Origin of the sequence: Pseudomonas sp. TAE6080 (assembly GCF_018732265.1) — a bacterium.
Classification (GTDB): domain Bacteria; phylum Pseudomonadota; class Gammaproteobacteria; order Pseudomonadales; family Pseudomonadaceae; genus Aquipseudomonas; species Aquipseudomonas brenneri.
In genome coordinates this window covers 1-19,397 of the sequence record NZ_JAHIDY010000008.1, presented here as the reverse complement: position 1 = coordinate 19,397, position 19,397 = coordinate 1, and the positions used below count along the sequence as shown (strand labels likewise).

General features: G+C 59.8%; 9 protein-coding genes. 4 read left to right on the top strand and 5 right to left on the bottom strand.

What is annotated here, in order from left to right:
- Positions 1-157 precede the first annotated feature (157 nt).
- Complete coding sequence (gene csrA, locus KL786_RS08170; protein WP_215517287.1) at positions 158-352, top strand: carbon storage regulator CsrA; 195 nt, start codon at positions 158-160, stop codon at positions 350-352.
- Here the strand turns inward: csrA and KL786_RS08165 are convergent.
- The 4 genes from KL786_RS08165 to KL786_RS08150 are packed head-to-tail and all read right to left on the bottom strand — an operon-like array spanning position 349 to position 5,422.
- Positions 349-576, bottom strand: a complete 228-nt coding sequence (locus KL786_RS08165; protein ID WP_003172962.1) for a YheU family protein — start codon at positions 574-576, stop codon at positions 349-351. The two genes, csrA and KL786_RS08165, sit on opposite strands and share 4 nt — an antisense overlap.
- 59 nt (positions 577-635) lie before the next feature.
- Positions 636-1,820 carry an osmoprotectant NAGGN system M42 family peptidase gene (locus KL786_RS08160; RefSeq protein WP_076964433.1) on the bottom strand — a complete coding sequence of 395 codons (1,185 nt, stop codon included), beginning with the start codon at positions 1,818-1,820 and terminating at the stop codon, positions 636-638.
- 56 nt (positions 1,821-1,876) lie between these two features.
- Complete coding sequence (gene ngg, locus KL786_RS08155; RefSeq protein ID WP_215517286.1) at positions 1,877-3,646, bottom strand: N-acetylglutaminylglutamine synthetase; 1,770 nt, start codon at positions 3,644-3,646, stop codon at positions 1,877-1,879.
- Positions 3,647-3,649: 3 nt separating this feature from the next.
- Positions 3,650-5,422, bottom strand: coding sequence for an N-acetylglutaminylglutamine amidotransferase (locus tag KL786_RS08150; RefSeq protein WP_215517285.1), 1,773 nt, complete (start codon positions 5,420-5,422; stop codon positions 3,650-3,652).
- 309 nt (positions 5,423-5,731) lie between these two features.
- On the opposite strand from KL786_RS08150, the gene KL786_RS08145 reads away from it, so the two are divergent.
- On the top strand, positions 5,732-10,552 hold the full coding sequence (locus KL786_RS08145; RefSeq protein WP_215517284.1) for an NEL-type E3 ubiquitin ligase domain-containing protein: 4,821 nt from the start codon (positions 5,732-5,734) through the stop codon (positions 10,550-10,552).
- Between the two features lie 8 nt (positions 10,553-10,560).
- Here the strand turns inward: KL786_RS08145 and mnmC are convergent, their stop codons facing one another.
- Positions 10,561-12,558, bottom strand: coding sequence for a bifunctional tRNA (5-methylaminomethyl-2-thiouridine)(34)-methyltransferase MnmC2/FAD-dependent 5-carboxymethylaminomethyl-2-thiouridine(34) oxidoreductase MnmC1 (gene mnmC / locus KL786_RS08140; RefSeq protein WP_215517283.1), 1,998 nt, complete (start codon positions 12,556-12,558; stop codon positions 10,561-10,563).
- A 219-nt stretch (positions 12,559-12,777) separates the two neighbouring features.
- On the opposite strand from mnmC, the gene KL786_RS08135 reads away from it, so the two are divergent.
- The gene (locus tag KL786_RS08135; protein WP_215517282.1) at positions 12,778-17,622 is read left to right on the top strand and encodes an NEL-type E3 ubiquitin ligase domain-containing protein; all 4,845 of its coding nucleotides are present in this window, start codon (positions 12,778-12,780) and stop codon (positions 17,620-17,622) included.
- A gap of 102 nt (positions 17,623-17,724) precedes the next feature.
- Positions 17,725-19,242, top strand: a complete 1,518-nt coding sequence (pap, locus tag KL786_RS08130) for a polyphosphate:AMP phosphotransferase (RefSeq protein ID WP_032863201.1) — start codon at positions 17,725-17,727, stop codon at positions 19,240-19,242.
- The last annotated feature ends 155 nt before the right edge of the window (positions 19,243-19,397 follow it).

Sequence of the window (19,397 nt, the reverse complement as noted above, 5' to 3'; positions counted from 1 at the left end):
TTTATATTTTTGCGGTCCTGCTTGGCTATTTGATATTTGTCTGTCAGTAAAACAAACCCTGAGTTGTAGGGAGGATCTGTTTATTTGGCAGGTCATTGATGGCTCGTAGGGGAGGGAGCATGGTCGACGTCCGGTAATTTTCCAAAGGACATACACCATGCTGGTACTTAGCCGCGCGGTAGGCGAAATCATTTCCATCGGCGATCACATCACCCTGCGGATCCTGGAGGTCAACAACCTCCAGGTGAAACTCGGCGTTGAGGCGCCGACAGGGGTCAACGTGCACCGGGCGGAGGTCTATGAAAGGATCCGCCACCAGCAGGCAAACCCGGTACCCGTGCCTAATCCCTAGTCAAACAGGTGCTTGGGCACATCGTGCTTGAGCATCAATTGGCACTGTTCACTCTCAGGGTCGAAAACGATCAGCGCCTGGCCCTTGGTCAACGCCTGGCGTACGCGCAATACGCGGGTTTCCAGGGGCGTGTCGTCGCCGTTATCGGTGCCGTCGCGGGTCACGAAGTCTTCGATGAGGCGGGTCAGGGTGTCAACTTCAAGTGCATCGTGGGGAATCAGCATACAAGCCTCAAATGGTTGATCCCGGCGATGCTACTGTGCCGGGATCATTGTTGCCAGCTTCAGGATTTCTGCCCGACCAGGCTGTCTACCGACGGCACGCGGGTATCGCTCTCCATTTGTGTTTCGTGTTCCAACTGATGACTGAAGCGATCCAGGGAACCCTGGGCCGGTTGGGCATCGCTGGCAAACACCGGCGGGCTGAGGATGTAGGCGCCCAGCAGGCGACTCAAGGCTGCCAGGCTGTCGATATGGGTGCGCTCGTAGCCGTGGGTTGCATCGCAGCCGAAGGCCAGCAGCGCGGTGCGGATATCGTGGCCGGCGGTGACGGCCGAATGGGCATCACTGAAGTAATAGCGAAACAGGTCACGCCGTACCGGCAAATCGTTATCTGCCCCCAGGCGCAGCAAGTGTCGGGACAGGTGATAATCGTAAGGCCCCCCCGAATCCTGCATCGCCACGCTCACCGCATGTTCACTGGAGTGCTGGCCAGGGGCGACCGGAGCAATGTCGATGCCGACGAATTCACTGACATCCCAGGGTAATGCGGCCGCCGCGCCACTGCCGGTTTCCTCGGTGATGGTGAACAGCGGGTGGCAGTCGATCAGCAACGGTTCACCACTGTCGACGATAGCCTTGAGCGCCGCCAACAAGGCGGCGACCCCGGCTTTGTCATCCAGGTGACGGGCGCTGATATGGCCGCTCTCGGTGAATTCCGGCAGCGGGTCGAAGGCCACGAAATCACCGACACTGATCCCCAAGGAATCGCAATCGGCACGGGTGGCGCAGTAGGCGTCCAGCCGCAGTTCGATATGGTCCCAACTGATCGGCATTTCATCCACGGCGGTATTGAACGCGTGCCCGGAAGCCATCAGCGGCAGGACGCTGCCACGGATCACGCCATTGTCGGTGAACAGGCTGACGCGGCTGCCTTCGGCAAAACGGCTGGACCAGCAACCGACGGGAGCCAGGGTCAGGCGGCCATTGTCCTTGATCGCCCGCACGGCGGCGCCGATGGTATCCAGGTGCGCGGAAACGGCGCGGTCCGGGCTGTTTTTCTGGCCCTTGAGGGTGGCGCGGATCGTGCCGCGCCGGGTCATTTCAAAGGGGATGCCGAGTTCTTCCAGGCGCTCGGCGACGTAACGCACGATGGTGTCGGTAAACCCGGTGGGGCTGGGGATGGCGAGCATTTCCAGCAGCACTTTGTGCAGGTAGTTGAGATCCGGTTCGGGGATGGTTCGGGTCATAAGGGTCCTTAGCTGCAAGTTTCAAGCTGCAAGCTGCAAGATAAATAGGAGCCGCTTTATTCTTGCGGCTTGCAGCTTGTCACTTGCAGCTTTTCACTATATGGAAACAACAGATCCACGAATTTCTCCGCAGTCGGTTGCGGTTCATGATTGGCCAACCCAGCACGCTCATTGGCCTCGATAAATACGTACTGCGGCTGGTCGGCGGCCTGCACCATCAAGTCCAGGCCCACCATGGGAATATCAAGGGCATGGGCTGCGCGGATGGCAGCATCTGTCAGCGTGGGGTGCAGGATTGCCGTGACATCTTCCAGGCAACCGCCGGTGTGCAGGTTGGCGGTGCGCCGTACCGCGAGCACTTCACCGCAAGGCAAGAGGCTGTCGTAGTCATATCCTGCGGCCTTCAGGGTGCGCAGGGTTTCGTCGTCCACCGGGATCTTGCTCTCGCCGTCTGTGGCAGCCTGGCGACGCCGGCTCTGGGCCTCGATCAAGGCCCCGATCGAGTGTTTGCCATCACCGATCACCTGCGCCGGGCGACGGATTGCCGCGGCCACCACTTCAAAACCAATCACCAGGATGCGCAGGTCCAGGCCCTCGTGAAAGCTTTCCAGCAACACCCGTGAGTCGAACTGGCGCGCCGCCTCGATGGCGCCTTGCACTTCCTCGATGGTCTGCAAGTCCACGGCCACGCCCTGGCCTTGTTCCCCGTCCAGCGGCTTGACCACGATGCGCCGGTGTTCGTCGAGAAACTCCAGGTTATCGTCGGCGCTGGCGGCCAGTTGTTGCGCCGGCAATTTCAAACCGGCGGCGCTCAGTGCCTTGTGGGTCAGGCTCTTGTCCTGGCACAAGGTCATGCTGATCGCGCTGGTCAGGTCGCTCAATGACTCGCGGCAGCGCACCCGGCGCCCGCCATGGCTGAGGGTAAACAGCCCGGCATCGGCGTCATCTACCTGTACGTCGATTCCGCGCCGGTGGGCCTCCTCGACAATGATCCGCGCATAGGGGTTGAACCCGGCCTGTGGCCCCGGCCCAAGGAACAGCGGCTGGTTGATACCGTTCTTGCGCTTGATGGCGAAGGTGGCGAGGGCGCGAAAGCCGAGCTTGGCGTAGAGGCTTTTAGCCTGGCGATTGTCGTGCAATACCGACAGGTCTAGGTAACTCAGTCCACGGCTCATGAAGTGTTCGATGAGGTGGCGTACCAGCACTTCACCGACCCCCGGCCGCGAGCATTGTGGGTCCACGGCCAGGCACCAGAGGCTGCTGCCGTTTTCCGGATCATGGAAGGCCTTTTGATGATTAAGGCCCATGACGCTGCCGATCACCACACCGCTGTCTTCATCCTCGGCCAGCCAGTACACCGGGCCGCCTTGATGGCGAGGGGTCAACAGGTTGGCGTCCACCGGCAACATGCCGCGCCCCTGGTACAGGCGATTGACGGCCTGCCAGTCGGCTTCGCTCTGTACGCGACGAATGCGAAAGCCACGAAACACCCGGGTCGCCGGACGGTAGTCGGTGAACCACAGGCGCAAGGTGTCGGAGGGGTCGAGGAACAACTGTTGCGGATCAATCCCGAGGATCTGTTGGGGCGCGGCCACATACAGGGCGATATCCCGTTCCCCCGGCTGCTCGTTGAGCAACTCCAGGGCCAGGCTCGCCGGGTCGGGGAAGGTATGCCCAATCAACAGGCGGCCCCAGCCGCAATGCACGGCGATGGGTTGTGCGCTGGGCTCGCTGCCGTCTTCGGCGAAGCGCGCCTGCAGGCGCTCGTAGGACGGCGCCTGGCCGCGCAGCAGGCGTTGGCTGTAGGCCGTGGCGTGAGGTTTCATCAATCAGATTCCTTGTTCGCTGAGCCACAGGTTCAGCGCTGCCAATTGCCACAATTTGGAGCCGCGCAGCGGCGTCAGTTGCCCTTGCGGGTCAGTGAGCAGGCGGTCGAGCATCGCCGGGTTGAACAGGCCACGATCCTGGCTCGGGTCCAGCAGCAGGTCGCGCACCCAGTTGAGGGTATCGCCCTGCAAGTGCTTGAGGCCGGGCACCGGAAAGTAGCCTTTCTTGCGGTCGATGACCTCGCTGGGGATCACCCGGCGCGCGGCTTCCTTGAGCACTTGCTTGCCGCCGTCCGGCAGTTTGAATTGACCCGGCACGCGGGCCGACAACTCCACCAGGCGGTAGTCGAGAAACGGCGTACGCGCTTCCAGGCCCCAGGCCATGGTCATGTTGTCCACACGCTTGACCGGGTCGTCCACCAGCATCACCGTGCTGTCCAGGCGCAGGGCTTTGTCCACGGCGGCAGTCGCGCCGGGCTGTGCGAAATGTTCGCGCACGAAGTCGCCGGCGGCGTCATTGGCGGTCAGCCATTGCGGCGCGACGGTGGCCGCGTAGTCGTCGTAGCTGCGGTCGAAGAATGCTTCGCGATAAGCCGCGTACGGGTCGCTGGCGCCGTCCACCTGTGGATACCAGTGGTAACCGGCGAACAACTCATCGGCGCCCTGGCCGCTTTGTACGACCTTGCAATGCTTGGCCACTTCCCGGGACAACAGGTAGAAGGCGATGCAGTCATGGCTGACCATCGGCTCGCTCATGGCGCGGAATGCGGCGGGCAGTTGTTCGATGATTTCGCTTTCGGCGATGCGCAGTTGGTGGTGCTCGGTAGCGTAGTGTTTGGCGATCAAATCCGAATACTGGAACTCATCGCCACGCTCGCCCCCGGCATCTTCAAAGCCGATGGAGAAGGTCGACAGATCCTGCACGCCGACTTTGCGCAACAGGCCCACTAGCATGCTCGAATCCACACCGCCGGAAAGCAGCACGCCCACATCCACCGCTGCGCGTTGGCGAATGGCCACGGCTTGGCGGGTGCTGTCCAGCACGCGGTCGGTCCAGTCTTCCAGGGTCAGGTTTTGTTCATCGTCGCGGGGGCCATAGGGCAGGGTCCACCAGGTTTTCTGCTCGGTGTTGCCGTCTGCGTCAATGCGCATCCAGGTGGCTGGCGGCAGCTTTTCGATGCCCGCCAGCAAGGTGCGCGGCGCGGGCACCACGGCATGGAAGTTCAGGTAGTGATTAAGCGCCACCGGATCGAGGAGCGGGTTGATGTCACCGCCCTTGAGCAGCGCCGGCAACGCCGAGGCAAAACGCAGGCGCTGGCTGGTGCGCGACAGGTACAAGGGTTTGACGCCCAGGCGGTCGCGGGCGATGAACAGGCGCTGGCTGTCGCGCTCCCAGATGGCAAAGGCAAACATGCCATTGAGCTTGGGCAGCAAGGCTTCGCCCCAGGCGTGATAGCCCTTGAGCAGCACTTCAGTGTCACCACCGGAATAAAAGGCATAGCCCAATGCTTCAAGCTCGGTGCGCAGTTCCGGGAAGTTGTAGATCGCGCCGTTGAAGGCCAGGGACAGGCCCAGTTGGGCGTCGACCATCGGTTGGGCGGAGCCGTCCGACAGGTCCATGATTTTCAGGCGGCGATGGCCCAGGGCAATCGGCCCTTGGGCATGGAAGCCCCAGGCATCAGGTCCGCGTGGTGCCAAGTGATGGGTGATTCGTTCCACCGCTGCCAGGTCGGCAGGTTGATGATCGAAACGCAGTTCTCCAGCTAGTCCGCACATAAATTCCTTACCGGTTTTTCCGTTGGGGAGGGATAAAAGTGCACGCGCCAAAACGGCGGGTACCTAGGGACTGACCCGAGGCGGTTAGTGGAGTTTTAGATCAATACGTTATATGGCAAACGGCCGCTCCCTTTTGCAACAAGCCCAGCGGGCTGTGCGGCGTGGGTAAACCGGGGGGTAATTAGGTCAACGTGATATGCAAATAATGGGGCAGTCCGGGCGGCAACCCCCCAGCTATTTGAACCCATTAACCCTGGGGGCGGGCTTATCGTGTGGTGTCATTGTTCACGCGATTAAGGAACGTTGCGAATGACGCAAATAGCTAATTTGAGCCAGGCGCTTGAGCCTGTGTCCCCGGACGAATTGATGAAGGCGCTGCTCAGTATCACCGGCGACCTGGACAAAGCACAGGTGCTGCACGACACGCTGCCGGCCTGGTTGGTCAAGGCCGACTCGCAGGCACTCCAGGCCATCGAACAGGCGTATGCCGACAGCGATGGTCCCAGGGAAAGACTGCAGCGGCGGCTGAGCCGTTTGAGACCCCTTGATGAATTTTGTACTGAACGGCTTGAGGCATTTCTGGTTGCCAAAGGTCATCCCCATTTGGACATCGAGAACGACTCGCTGGAACTCCCCAGGCGTTCCTTCACGGGTGTCAATCCGGACCTTGGTGGCCTGTTGGTCGAGACCGTTATCCTGGAAAAACACAGCCTGCTGCAGGCGGCCATGCAGAACTTTTCCCAGGCGGGGGCCGAGCCGGGGGGCATACCGATCAATGCTGTGGTGCGTGTGGGTAGCAAGCGCAGGATTGCGCGAGATATCACGGCCCAGACATTCATCGGGTACTGCCGCGAGATGAATCTTGGGGAGGCCTATCAAGCCCATGTACGTGAGGTGTTCAACCTTGGGGATCTTGAGCATGGCCTCAACCCGGCGGTGCGGGAGGTTGGTCAGTCCCGGTGCATGGACATGCTGATCGACTTGCAGGTAGCCCACGCCAAGGGCGATATCGATCAACCGACCCATGCGCTGTTGCTGGGGTTGGTCAGGGCGGACATGCCTGCCAGGGATATCCTGCAATCGTGGTTCAACAACCAGCCGCTGACCTGGCAAGGCCTGAACATCGACGGAGCTTGCCTGTGGGGCGTGCTGGTGTTTTCCAGCGCCGCCTCCGAGGGGTTTTCCAGCGGCCCGATTGTGGTGTACATGCCCAATGAGCCCGTGCGGCCGTGGTACCGCTATGCGTCACTGGAGCAGTTCAAGCTTTACCTCACCCTCAAGCTTCATGTGAGTACCTATCGAACCTTTTTCATGGGTTACCTGGATGAGTCCGAGCGCTTCGGTTTTTTCGAGCGTTTTGATAAACACAATCTTCTGGTGCGCGTAGAGCCGCTCCCGGTGACGGACAATTTCTCGCTGTTCTTTTTCAATGCCTGTGTCGGGAAAATCCAGCTCGATACGCGTGTGCTGGCTGTTCCCAACGCGCAGGCGGATGACGACGCACGTCAAAAGCGCATCCAGGATTACCTGGACGTCGGTTTGACGGTACTCAACGTCGCAGCGTTTGTGGTGCCGGTACTGGGGCAACTGATGATGGGCGTGGCTGTCGGGCAGCTCCTCGCAGAGGTGTTTGATGGGGTGGATGACTGGATGCATCAAGACAAGCTTGGGGCCCTCAGGCACCTGACGAACATCGCTGAAAATCTCGCGGCCATGGCGTTGTTCGCGGCGGGTACACAAGTGGTGGGCCGACTATGGCGGACCACGCCGCCGGCAGCGGGGTTTTACGAAAGGCTGGAAGCTGTACGCATGCCGGATAAAACCACGCGTTTGTGGCGCTGCAGCACCCAGTCGTACCGTCACACCGTCTCGCTCGAAGGTACGGTTGCCAGTCCCCGCGGGGTCTACCAGGCTGGCGGCCAGTCTTACGTCAAGGTCGACGGTTCGATCTATTCGATTGTCTTTGACTCCCGTACCGGCCGTTGGCGAGCCCGACATCCGCAGCGTGACTCAGCCTATAAACCGCCTATGACCCATAACTACCAGGGCGGCTGGCAGTTCTCGTTCGAACGTCCGCAAGACTGGCAGAGCCCAGATTATATTCTGGGCCGGCTGGACCCCAGCCTCAGTTCCTTTGCGGCTGGACATCTGCGGGACATCGCGGCCATCACCGACACGACCTTGCCCCGCCTGCAGCAACTGGCCAAGCAAAACCTGCCACTGCCGGAGCGGCTGCGCGAATGTGCACTGCGCTTCAAACAGAACCAGGATGTTCTCGATCTGAGCTGGCAGATGGAGCATCAGGCGCCGCTCGACGCATCGACCACTCGCGTGCAGATGCTTGCGCTGCCGCTGATGGACGGTTGGCCCCAGGGGCGTTTTTTCGAACTGCTGGACGAGGAGGGGGACTTGCTTGAGCGTCACCCGGACACCGCTCCTTTTGATTACGAAGATTTGAGCATTCACATCACCACGCTTCAGCTCAGGAGCGGGCAAGTCATGTCCACGCTACTGGCCGCTCTCGACCCGGAGGAGACCGCGCGGCTGCTGGGCGGCAACTTCCAGCCCGAGGAAGCGCAAGAGGTGCTGGCGCGGCGGCTCACCGCTTCACTCAAGGATAATCATCGGGCGGTTTTTGAGAGGCTGCGTGAGGATGCTGACTACATCGACCAGACCGATCACGGGTTGCTCAAGCAGCGCTATAGGCGGCTGCCCATCCGGGTTGCCTGGGAAGTCATGACCCAAGCGTCCACTGCCGAGCGTTGGCGGTTGCGCCATAGCGGGCGAGTGCCTTTGCGGATCGCTCAAAGAGCGCGGGAGACTCTGGATACTCTGGACGAAGACGAGGCCCTGACCGGCCTGTACTTGCCGGAACTGGCCACCGATGCGACCCGGCGTATGGCCATCGGATTGCTGCGACAGGTACCGGGCTGGCCCGAAGATGTGTGGGTGCAACTTCGTCGTGAGGGGTTAAGTGCAACTGTTCTCGGACAGGTGGGTAACGCAGGTGCGGCCACGACCCGCACGGTGGTCCAGTCGGCCACGGGGTTTCGTGCCTACGATGGTCAAGGCGCGCCACTGGGTGCGATGGCCGACGGACCGCAAGGGTTCTATGAAGCACTGCTCAATTGTTTGTCTGACGCTCAACTCGACAACTTGCATCTGCAGGGAAGCGGCCGGGCCAGCCAATTGCGCAACACCCTGATTAGCAAAGCCCAGGATGAGCGCAGCCGGATTGCCCGTTATCTATGGCCGGAACGGGCGGTGCCCGAGGAGCCTGCGGTGTCGTGCGTGCAAGGGATGCCCGTGGAGCTGCAGCAACAGCCTGCCGGCTTGTTGCGCAAGGTTCGCAAGCTCTACCCCTTGTTTGACGACCAGCGCATATCGACCTTCGTGCAGGACTTGGGTAACGATCTATTGTCTCGTGCCAAAGCCATCCGGGTTCTTGAACAGCAGTATGAAGCACTGCATCGGGCGCTGAAGGTATGGGCCCGGAGCAAGGTCGCACCAGCGCACTCCGACGTTGCCGTGCGGGACTACCGCCTGGCACGTCACCAGGCCGCCCAGGCCATCGAGCGCAGTTGGCAATATGCTTCGTTGTTGCCCGATGAGTACCAACAGAAAGTCCCGAGTCTTTCCCTTGACGACATGGCGGTCGGGGCATTGCCGACCCTGCCACCGGACGTCCAGTTCGGGCATGTCCGGCAATTGTCATTGAGGAATATGGGGCTCAACGATGATGTTGGTTACTTCCTCAAGCACTTCAAAGGGCTCAATACCCTGGAGTTGAGGGACAACCGAGTGACGCGGCTGCCGGAAGTGCTCCAGCAGATGAAGCAACTGCGCCGGCTGTACCTGGCAAATAACCAGATGCAACTGACTGAATACACCCGTACCAAACTCGGCGACCTGAAAGGCTTGACGGTACTGGACCTGAGCAACAACCCTCTGGTAGACCCGCCGTTTATCGGCAAAATGTTTGAATTGCGCAACCTAGTCCTGCGCAATTGTCGGCTTAAAAACCTGCCGTCCGGTTTGATGCGTATCCCTTATCTGGAACAGTTGGACCTGCGGGAAAATGACATCGCCACTTTGCCGGGCTGGTTGTTCACTGCCCCTCGCCGCAGAGCCGAAGTCATCAACTTGCGACATAACCCGCTGGACGCCCCCAGCCGCCTGCTGTTGCACAATTATCGGGACACTATTGGCGTGGGCATGGGCTTTGTGGAAGACGACATCGCCAGGCTCAATGAGCAGGCTGCCCGGGAGCTATGGTTGGGGGACGAGCGGGTGGCGCACTACGCCGAGAAGGCCCAGACCTGGAGGGGACTCAAGGACGAGCCCGGCTCCGACGGTCTGTTCAAACTGCTGGCCGGCCTGGGCGGTGCCGCTGATACCACTCACGTGCAGGAGGACATGGGGCGTCGGGTCTGGCGCGTGCTGGACGCGGCGGCGATGGATACTCGGCTACGCGAAGAAATTTTTGAACGAGCGGCCACGCCCTTGAACTGTGATGATGCTGCTGCCGTGAGTTTCAGCAACCTTGAGGTGCTGGTAGAAATCCACGAGGCTTCGCAGCGGGTGGCGGGCGGGCTGGTCACGGCCAAACCCCTTTTGAGGTTGGCCCGCGGGTTGTTTCGCCTCGATCGTCTAGAGCTTATGGCTCGCCGGCACAGTGCCGAGCATCCGGCGCTTGATCCGCTGGAGGTCAGCCTGGCTTATCGAACGGGGTTGGTGGAGCGCTTTCATTTGCCTGGGCAACCCCGCCATATGCGCTATGCCAGCCTGGGCGGGGTGACTGAGCACATGCTGGAAGTCGCCGAAGCGCAGTTGAAAGAGGCTGAGCTTTCTCCGCTACTGTTGAAGTACATGGTGAAACTGCCATTTTGGAACAGCTATCTGAGACGGATCCATGGCGGTTCGTTCGACACGTTGAACCAGCCTTTTGGTGAGCGCATGGAGGCCGTGTGGGCGCAGCGAGAGACCCTGGGCGACGCCGATTATCGTAATCAGATGGAGCAGATCCAGGACGAGCAGAAAAAGGCCGAACTCACCGAGTTTGAACGCCTGACCAAGGAAGCGCTGAAGTTCGATGAGCAGGTTGCCTGCGAGTTACCACCGGCGGGTTGAGGGGCTGCTCACTGAGGTTTTTTTGCCACATTGCTGCGAATCAATGCGCGCACGGCAAAGCGATTCGGGTGACAGGCCTCAGCCACGCTGCGGGGCAGGGGCAGTGGTTCATTGTCCAGCCATGCCGCCAGCAGTTCACCGGACAACGGCGCGGTGATCAGGCCCCGTGAACCGTGGCCACTGTTGACGTACAGGCCGTCGAGCCACGGGCAGGCGGCGTCCGGCGTGTGGCGGGCGTCCTTGCGCAGGCTGTCATAGGCTTGCGCAAACGCCTGGGGGTCGACCAGTGGCCCGACAATCGGCAAGTAGTCCGGGCTGGTGCAGCGAAAGGCCGCCCGCCCCTCCAACGCTTGCGGGGCCAATGTGGCGGCGTGCAGACGCTGGGCCAGGTCCGGGGAGATTTCCTGCAACAGCTGCAGATTACCGGCGTGCTCGGCAGCGGTGGGGGTCAGGTCATCGCTCTTGAAATCAAAGCTGGCGCCCAGGGTGTGTTCGCCCAAGCGTGCCGGTGCCACATAACCTTCGGCACACACCACGGTGGCCAGGGTCTGGCTGTCTGCGGTCTGCGGCAGCCGGGTGATCTGCCCGCGAATGCGCTTGAGGGGCAGCTCGGCGCTGGCGGCAAAACGCTTGACTTCGGCGGCCCCGGCCAGCACCACCAGGGGGGCGCTGGCCAGTAACTGCTCGCCGTCCCAGGCCTGCCATTGATCGTCGACTTTGTGCAGCGTGAGCACATCATGATGAACCTGCACCGTGATGCCCGGCTGGCGTGTCTGCCACTCACAGAGTGCGGGGGGATGAACCCAGCCGCCTCCGGGGAAAAATAGCCCGCCATGGTCCAGGCCAACCCCGGCCCGGGCCTGGGCCTGATCCTTATCCAGCAGATGCAGCAAATCCGGGGCAAATGCTTCGGCCAGTTGCATCTGGCGTTCGGTTTCCTTGGCATTGAACGCCAGTTGCAGGACGCCGCAACCGTCCCAGTCCACGCCGCGTTGCAGGTGCTCCAGCAGGCGACGGGTATGCCCGAACCCGCTGACAATCATCTGCGACAAAGCCGTACCGTGTGCCGACAGCTTGAGATAAAGCACCCCTTGCGGATTGCCAGAGGCTTCTTGAGCGAGGCCTTGATGACGCTCCAGCAGGCTGACTTGCCAGCCCCGTGCCGCGAGGCTGGCCGCGCTCGCACAACCGGCCAGGCCGCCGCCGATCACCAGGGCACGGCGCTCGCCGCCGAGCATGGGTGGGCGCGCGAACCAGGGTTTACTGCTGGCGGGTACCGGCGTTTCGGCCGGCCAACCGAGGAATTCACCCCGCAGGATTTCCCATTTATGGCCGATACCCGGTGTGCGCTTCATCTTGAACCCGGCGCCATTAAGCAGGCGCCGTACCCAGCCGGTGCTGGTGAAGGTACTGATGGTCGAGCCCGGTGCCGCCAGCCGCGCCAGTTCGGCGAACAGTTCGGCGGTCCACATGTCGGGGTTTTTCGCCGGGGCAAAACCGTCCAGGAACCAGGCGTCGATCTGTGCATCCAGTTGCGGCAGCTGTTCCAGGGCATCGCCGATCAGCAATGTCAGCGTCACTCGACCGTTATCCAGCACCAGACGCTGGAAACCCTGATGAATAGCGATGTACTGCGCCAGCAGTTGATCAGCCAATGGCTGGAGTTGCGGCCAGAGGGCGAGGGCGCGTTGCAGGTCGACACGGCTCAGCGGGTACTTTTCCACACTGACAAAATGCAGGCGCGCACCCACTACCGCATGCTGTTCAAACAGCTGCCAGGCACACAGGAAATTGAGCCCGGTGCCAAACCCCGTTTCTCCGATGACCAGCCGCCCACCCACGGGCAGCGCGGCAAAGCGCTCCTGCAGACGGTTCTGCTGGAGGAACACGTAGCGGGTTTCTTCCAGGCCCGACAGGTCGGAGAAATACACGTCGTCGAACACCCGCGAGCGCGGGCGTCCCTGGTCGTCCCAGTCGAGCTGGGCATTTGGCAGTACGGGGTTCATGGGCAACTCGGCCAAGACAAGGCGGCCATTCTAGCCGATACCGGAGCATGCGATTGATCCACGGTTGCCCGTGTCGAAATAATGGCGGTAGCCCATTAGTTCTTGCATGGAAAAAGCCACCGATATACCGCACTGATTGATTAACTATCAGCGTTAATTAAAAGCCTTGCGCGGGGGTATCGTTAAAGCATGATTATTGGGCAATAAAGGACATTGCTGATGCAGGCACAGGATGATTTGACTAAGGCATGTACTCAATTGACGCAACAGCAGTTGCAAGCGGTCTTGTTGGAAATGACGGGCGATCTAGCCAAGGCCTATGTGCTGCAAAAGCGCCTGCCGTGCTGGATGATCGATGCCCCGAAAGGTTTGTTGGAGGCTCTGGAAAAGGATGCTGTGCGGGTTGAGGAGGCCAGGGCTGCGGTCGAAGGCCGTTTGAGGCGATTACGGTCGCTGGATGAGTTTTGCAGTGGGCACTTGAGGGCGTACTGCCAGAAAAAATGGCAGGTAACGGTGGACCCCAAGAAGGATCTTTTTGTCTATGCCACCTACGAATACCAAAAAGCAGTCTTTCCGTTGGAATATGAGAGAAGCATCAAACTGGAACGGCAGAGCTTGTTGCACATGGCGCTGCAAAACTTTTCCGAGGATGAGGCGCGAGCGGAGCATTATTCAGAGGAGACGAGGCTGCAAGCCGGATCAGCCCCCTATGCAGCTATCGCGATCTCTGCGCATGAGTTTGCCAAGGGGTGCAGGGAGCTGGATGTTGGCCGGTTGTATCAACAGCACATCGTTGAAGTATTCCATCTGGATATTGGCGAGACTGATGATGAGCCCTACGTCAACGGGGCGGCGGTTGATATTGGTTGGATGAAAACCCTGGATGTACGAATCGACGCGCATATCGCCTGCATGCGTGGCGATATCACCCAGGACTCCTACGCCATGCTATGCACACTGCTTGATCGGAACATGACTCCCGCCCAGGCCAAAGACCTGTTGTTTCAGGGGCGACCGGTCATCTGGCAAGGCTTGAATGCACTCGACTGTTGCCTGTGGAGCGTCGTGGTGTTCTCGGGACGGCCGATCGGGGATTACCCGGAAGAACCCTGCATAGTTTATATGCCCAATGAGCCCAAACGACCGTTCTTTGAGTACCCCTCGCTCAATGACTTCAAGGTCTATCTGGATCTGAAGCTGGAAGTCGCCACGTATCGCACATTCTTTACCGGTTACCTGGGAGAGGTTGACCGGCTGGTTTTTTTCAGTCGGTTTGGGCAACACCGTACGTTGGGGGTGCTGGCAGCCAATCCCATAACGACCAGCCTGGCGCTCCACTTTTTTGGTACTTACGTGGGGAAATTGCAAATCGACGCGCGGACACTGGCGGTACCAGTGGCTGATGTCGATGAGGACGCTCGCAAGCAGCGCTTGCTGGAGTACCTTGATGCCGGGTTGACACTGCTCAATCTCGCGGGCTTTGTCGTCCCAGCGTTGGGATTGCTGATGACGGGGGTGGCGGTGGGGCAGATGCTTAGCGAGGTGTATGAGGGCATTGAGGACTGGCGTCGCGGTGACAAGATTGAGGCGCTCAAACAGTTGGGTGCTGTGGCGGAGAACCTCACGTCGATGGTGTTGTTCGCGGCGGGGGCCAAGGTGGTTGGTAAGGTTTTGAAGCGAGCCCGGCAGGGCATTGAGGGCTACTTCCAGGAACTTGAGGCCATACGTTCAGAGGATGGTCACCCGCGGCTATGGCGCCCCGACATAACGTCGTACGCCCATGATCAGCATCTCGTCGACAATATGGTTGCTGATGCGGAAGGCATTTATAAAGTAGGCGGTCATTCCTACGTAAAGGTCAACGGTTTTGTCCATCAGATTTCGTTTGATCCAAAGCTGGGTCAGTGGCGGGCTAACCCCGCTGTGCGGCAGACGGCCTATCGACCGGCAATGCTGCACAACGGTGAGGGTGCTTGGCGTTTTTCATTTGAAAAACCTGAAGAGTGGGAGGATGAAAGGTATCTCTTTTCACGCCTGGAACCCGCGAGTCGTCACCCTGTGCTGGATTCGCGCAAGTTGCAACTGGTCAAGTTCATCATGGACAAGCCCTACCGATGGGGTTACCACCTGGCTCAGGAGTGCCTTCCCTTTCCCGCACGGTTTCGTGATTTGTACGAGCGTTTCAGGCTGGAGCAATCCATTCGTGATCTGATCTGGCTGTTGGAGCGCAGTGTTTACCTCAATGCTGAAAGTGCGACCTTGCAGATGCACGCTTTGCCCTTGTTGTCGGGTTGGCCTAAGGGACGTTATTTCGAAGTGCTTGACGCCCAGGGAAGCATCAAGGCGCGTTACCCCTCCACCGGGTTTATTGACGATATCAGGCAGCGATTGACCATCACCGAGAAAGCTGTGTACGAGGGGCGGGTGTTTGATGTGTTGCTGTCCCGGTTGGATGAGCAGCAGAAAATCGGGCTGTTGGGGGAAGGCGTTGCTGCCAATCAGGAGCACGCTGTATTGGCGCGCCAATTGCTCAATCACCTCAAGGCTGATCGTAAACCGCTGTTTGAGCAGTTGTATCAATCTTATGACGGGCCGGTACCACAGGAGTTGGAGTTGCTCAGGAAGACGTATCCGCAATTGCCCTATCGAGTCATGCGGGAGGTGATGGCTGAGGCGTCCTCGGTGGAGAGGGAATCTCTGCGTGACAAGCAGCGTGTTCCCATGAGGCTGGCTGAATCGGTGCGAAATGCACTCGAAGAACAGCGCCTGGATCGCGCCCTTGCCGGTTTTGAACAGCCGGAGTTGGCTGGCCTCGACACGCAGTGTCTCGCGGTTCGAATGTTGCCGCTTGTAGAAGGGTGGGATAAGTCGCTACGACTGGAGTTGCGCCAGGATTCTCCACAGGGTGACTTATTGGCTCTTGGTGCGATTGAGAGCGCCAGCGTGCGTCGGGTTGTGGTCAGGTCCACGGCAGGCTTTGAGCCGTTCGATGACAACGCTGTGAGTAGGGGGGATGTTCAGTCAGGTCCGGACGGACTGTTCGAGGCGATCCTGGGTACGCTGGAGGACAGGCAGCAGACGGCCCTGGAACTGCCTCTGGAAGAGGCCGAAAGCGGCTGGAGACTGCGACGTATGGTTGCCGCCCGGGCTCAGAGTGAGCGTGATGTGGCGGCCGAAGCTTTTTCCACTAAGGCCCACGAACCGCTGACGGTGGAAATACCTTGCAGGTTGGCGGATCCAGTGACCGGTTCGGCGGCGCAATCCTCTGCACTGGTGCGCAAAGTGATAAAGATTTACCCGCTGCTCAGTAACGAGCAAGCGTTTGATCTTCTCCAGTCGGTGTCAGGTGTCGATGAGCTTTCCCGGGCCAAGGCCGTTGCTCGTATGGAGGATGACCTGGGTCATCTGCGGGCAGTCCTCAAGCACTGGAAGAGCAACGTTGGAGACCTGGATAAACAACCGGATCTCAGAGACATTCGGCAGAGCCGCCAGCAAGTGGCTGAGCGCATTGAAGCTTGCTGGCGGCGCCAGGGCTTTGTGCTTGATGAGTGGCAGGTACCCGTTTACGGTCTGAACCTGGACGGGATGCGCGTGGGCTCATTGCCGAAACTACCCCCCGAAATTCGTTTCGATCATGTCCGGCAGTTGTCCCTCAAAAATATGCGCTTGGGCGATGACGTCGCCTACTTCCTGAGAAGCTTCAAGGGGCTAAGGCGCCTGGATCTGGGCCGTAACAATCTGACCCGACTACCGGAATACCTTTCCCGCATGCCCGAACTCGACAGTTTGTCGTTGCCTCACAACCAGCTTGCGCTGACCGAGTACACCCGAAAAAAACTGGCCGACATGACCACGTTGCGTCGGTTGGACATAAGCCACAACCCTGTCGAGGTGCACCTGGATGTCAGCAACATGCACGATTTACATACGTTGTTATTACAGGACACGAGGATTGTCGACCTGCCTATAGGGCTCGGGCGGCTGGCCCATTTGGAGCAGGTGGATCTGCGTAATAACTGGATTACGGTGTTGCCCGACTGGGTATTCACCATAACCCGCGATTTCAGCCAGGCGATCAACTTGGCTGGTAACCCATTGTCCGCCACAACGATGACTGCACTGGTACGCTACCGAGACGAGATGGGTATTGGTATGGGTCTTGTGGATGACGATCAATCACGCTTTACCGAGCTGAGCGCCCGGGCGGCCTGGTTGCCGGACGAGGTGTCCGCTCAAGATGCCAACAAACGCACCCTCTGGGCCAACTTGCGCGATGACCCTGATTCGGCGCCGCTGTTTACATTACTGGCCAAGTTATCCGATACCGCCGACAGCCGTTACGTCCGTGAGGATTTGAGCCGCAGGATCTGGGACGTTCTGCAGTCGACCCACGACAGCTTCGCGCTACGCGAGCAGGTCTTTCAACTGGCGGCTCAGCCGCCAAACAGTGCGGATCAGGCAGCAGAGACTTTCAGTCAGATAGAAGTGCTCAAGACGGTCAAGAATGCGACTCGTCAGGCCGGTCGCGGGCAAGGAAACACGGATGTGCTATTGACCTTGGGACGTGGCTTGTTTCGCCTCAGTGAGCTGGAAAAAATTGCGGCACGCTACGCCGTCGAGCATTCCTCCGAGTATCCCTTGGAGGTCAGCCTGGCCTACCGAGTCGGGTTGGCCAAGATCCTTCAGTTGCCGGGACAACCCAAGCACATGCAGTACGCTTCATTGGCCGACTTGACCAGCAGCGCTTTGGAGAGGGCGCGCGGACAGGTTATCAAGGCAGAGTTATCCCCTGCGTTCTTGGGTTTTATTGCACAACTGTCTTTCTGGAAAGTCCATCTCAAACAGCAGTTTCCCCGTGAATTCGGATCGGTCACCGAACCGTTTGATGTACAACAGCAGACGATCTTCGAGAACGGTCAAAACCTCACCGACGGGGAGTACCGCAGGCAAATAGAAGCCCTGCGCGCTCCTCGCCAGCAGGCGATAACCGAGGTGGTGGAACGCCTGACCCAGCAGATGATGAAACACCATGACCTGGGTATCTGCCATGTGCCTGAGGGCTGAGCTACGGCCCGATCGATTGATCCATGGCAAGCCGCCTGGAATTCCTTGCCCGCCGTGCTGCCCAATCCGCTAGTCTTGATCCATCTTGGAAGGGAGTCGCCCATGTTTGAATCTGCCGAAATCGGTCATGCCGTCGATAAGGACACTTACGACGCTGAAGTCCCGGCCTTGCGTGAAGCCTTGCTGGAAGCGCAGTTCGAGTTGCACCAGCAGGGACGCTTTCCGGTGATCGTGCTGATCAACGGCATCGAAGGGGCCGGCAAGGGCGAGACCGTCAAGCTGCTCAATGAATGGATGGACCCACGGCTGATCGAGGTGCGCACTTTCGACCAACAGACCGACGAAGAACTGGCCCGCCCGCCCGCCTGGCGCTATTGGCGGCAATTGCCGGGCAAGGGGCGCATGGGGGTGTTCTTCGGCAATTGGTACAGCCAGATGTTGCAGGCACGGGTCCATGGCCAGATCAAGGACGCCCGCCTGGACCAGGCCATTGCCGGGGCCGAGCGCCTGGAGCAGATGCTCTGCGATGAAGGGGCGCTGATCTTCAAGTTCTGGTTCCACCTCTCCAAGAAGCAAATGAAGGCACGACTCAAGTCCTTGCAGGATGATCCGCTGCACAGTTGGCGCATCAGTCCACTGGACTGGCAGCAGTCCGAGACCTACGACAAGTTTGTGCATTTTGGCGAACGGGTCTTGCGTCGCACCAGTCGCGACTACGCGCCCTGGCACGTGATCGAAGGCGTGGATGCCCATTACCGTGGCCTGACGGTGGGCAAGATTCTTCTGGAAGGTTTGCAAAATGCCCTGAAGCTGGCCAAGGTCAAGGCCAGCGGAATTCACCCAGCGCCGCTGCCGACTGCCGTCGATCAACGCAGCCTGCTCGATAGCCTGGACATGACCCAGCGCCTGGAGAAGGACGACTACGAGGAGCAACTGATTACCGAGCAGGCGCGGCTTTCAGGCTTGATGCGTGACAAACGCATGCGCAAGCACGCCCTGGTCACCGTCTTTGAGGGTAACGATGCGGCAGGCAAGGGCGGGGCGATCCGTCGGGTGGCGGCGGCGCTGGATCCGCGCCAGTACCGCATCGTGCCGATTGCCGCGCCCACCGAAGACGAGCGCGCCCAGCCGTACTTGTGGCGGTTCTGGCGGCAGATTCCGGCACGGGGCATGTTCACCGTGTTTGACCGCTCCTGGTATGGCCGTGTGCTGGTGGAACGGATCGAAGGCTTTTGCACCACGGCGGACTGGATGCGTGCTTACGCCGAAATCAACGATTTCGAGGAACAACTGCGCGATGCCGGGGTGATCGTGGTCAAGTTCTGGCTGGCGATTGATAAGGACACCCAACTGGAGCGTTTCCAGGCCCGGGAAGAGATCCCGTTCAAACGCTTCAAGATCACCGAAGACGACTGGCGCAACCGCGACAAGTGGGATGCCTACCGGGCGGCCGTGGGTGACATGGTGGACCGCACCAGCACCGAGATCGCGCCCTGGACGTTGGTTGAGGCCAATGACAAGCGCTGGGCGCGGGTCAAGGTGCTGCGCACCATCAACCTGGCGTTGGAAGAGGCGTTCGCCAAGTCCGACAAACACGACAAAAAGAAGAAGCACAAATAACCGGCTCACCCTGTAGGAGCGAGCTTGCTCGCGAAAGTCTCAAGGGCCCCGCGTTCATGCAGGATGCCCGCGTTATCGTTGACGATTTTCGCGAGCAAGCTGAACTGGTCCAGTAATTTCGGACATTCTTTTCGGTTCTCACGCTGCTAGCTTTT

Excerpts from the sequence above, each read along its gene's own strand:
- KL786_RS08145 (WP_215517284.1), top strand. The coding sequence starts at position 5,732 with ATGACGCAAATAGCTAATTTGAGCCAGGCGCTTGAGCCTGTGTCCCCG.
- KL786_RS08135 (WP_215517282.1), top strand. The coding sequence starts at position 12,778 with ATGCAGGCACAGGATGATTTGACTAAGGCATGTACTCAATTGACGCAA.
- pap (WP_032863201.1), top strand. The coding sequence starts at position 17,725 with ATGTTTGAATCTGCCGAAATCGGTCATGCCGTCGATAAGGACACTTAC.
- KL786_RS08150 (WP_215517285.1), bottom strand. The coding sequence starts at position 5,422 with ATGTGCGGACTAGCTGGAGAACTGCGTTTCGATCATCAACCTGCCGAC.
- KL786_RS08165 (WP_003172962.1), bottom strand. The coding sequence starts at position 576 with ATGCTGATTCCCCACGATGCACTTGAAGTTGACACCCTGACCCGCCTC.
- csrA (WP_215517287.1), top strand. The coding sequence starts at position 158 with ATGCTGGTACTTAGCCGCGCGGTAGGCGAAATCATTTCCATCGGCGAT.
- mnmC (WP_215517283.1), bottom strand. The coding sequence starts at position 12,558 with ATGAACCCCGTACTGCCAAATGCCCAGCTCGACTGGGACGACCAGGGA.
- KL786_RS08160 (WP_076964433.1), bottom strand. The coding sequence starts at position 1,820 with ATGACCCGAACCATCCCCGAACCGGATCTCAACTACCTGCACAAAGTG.
- ngg (WP_215517286.1), bottom strand. The coding sequence starts at position 3,646 with ATGAAACCTCACGCCACGGCCTACAGCCAACGCCTGCTGCGCGGCCAG.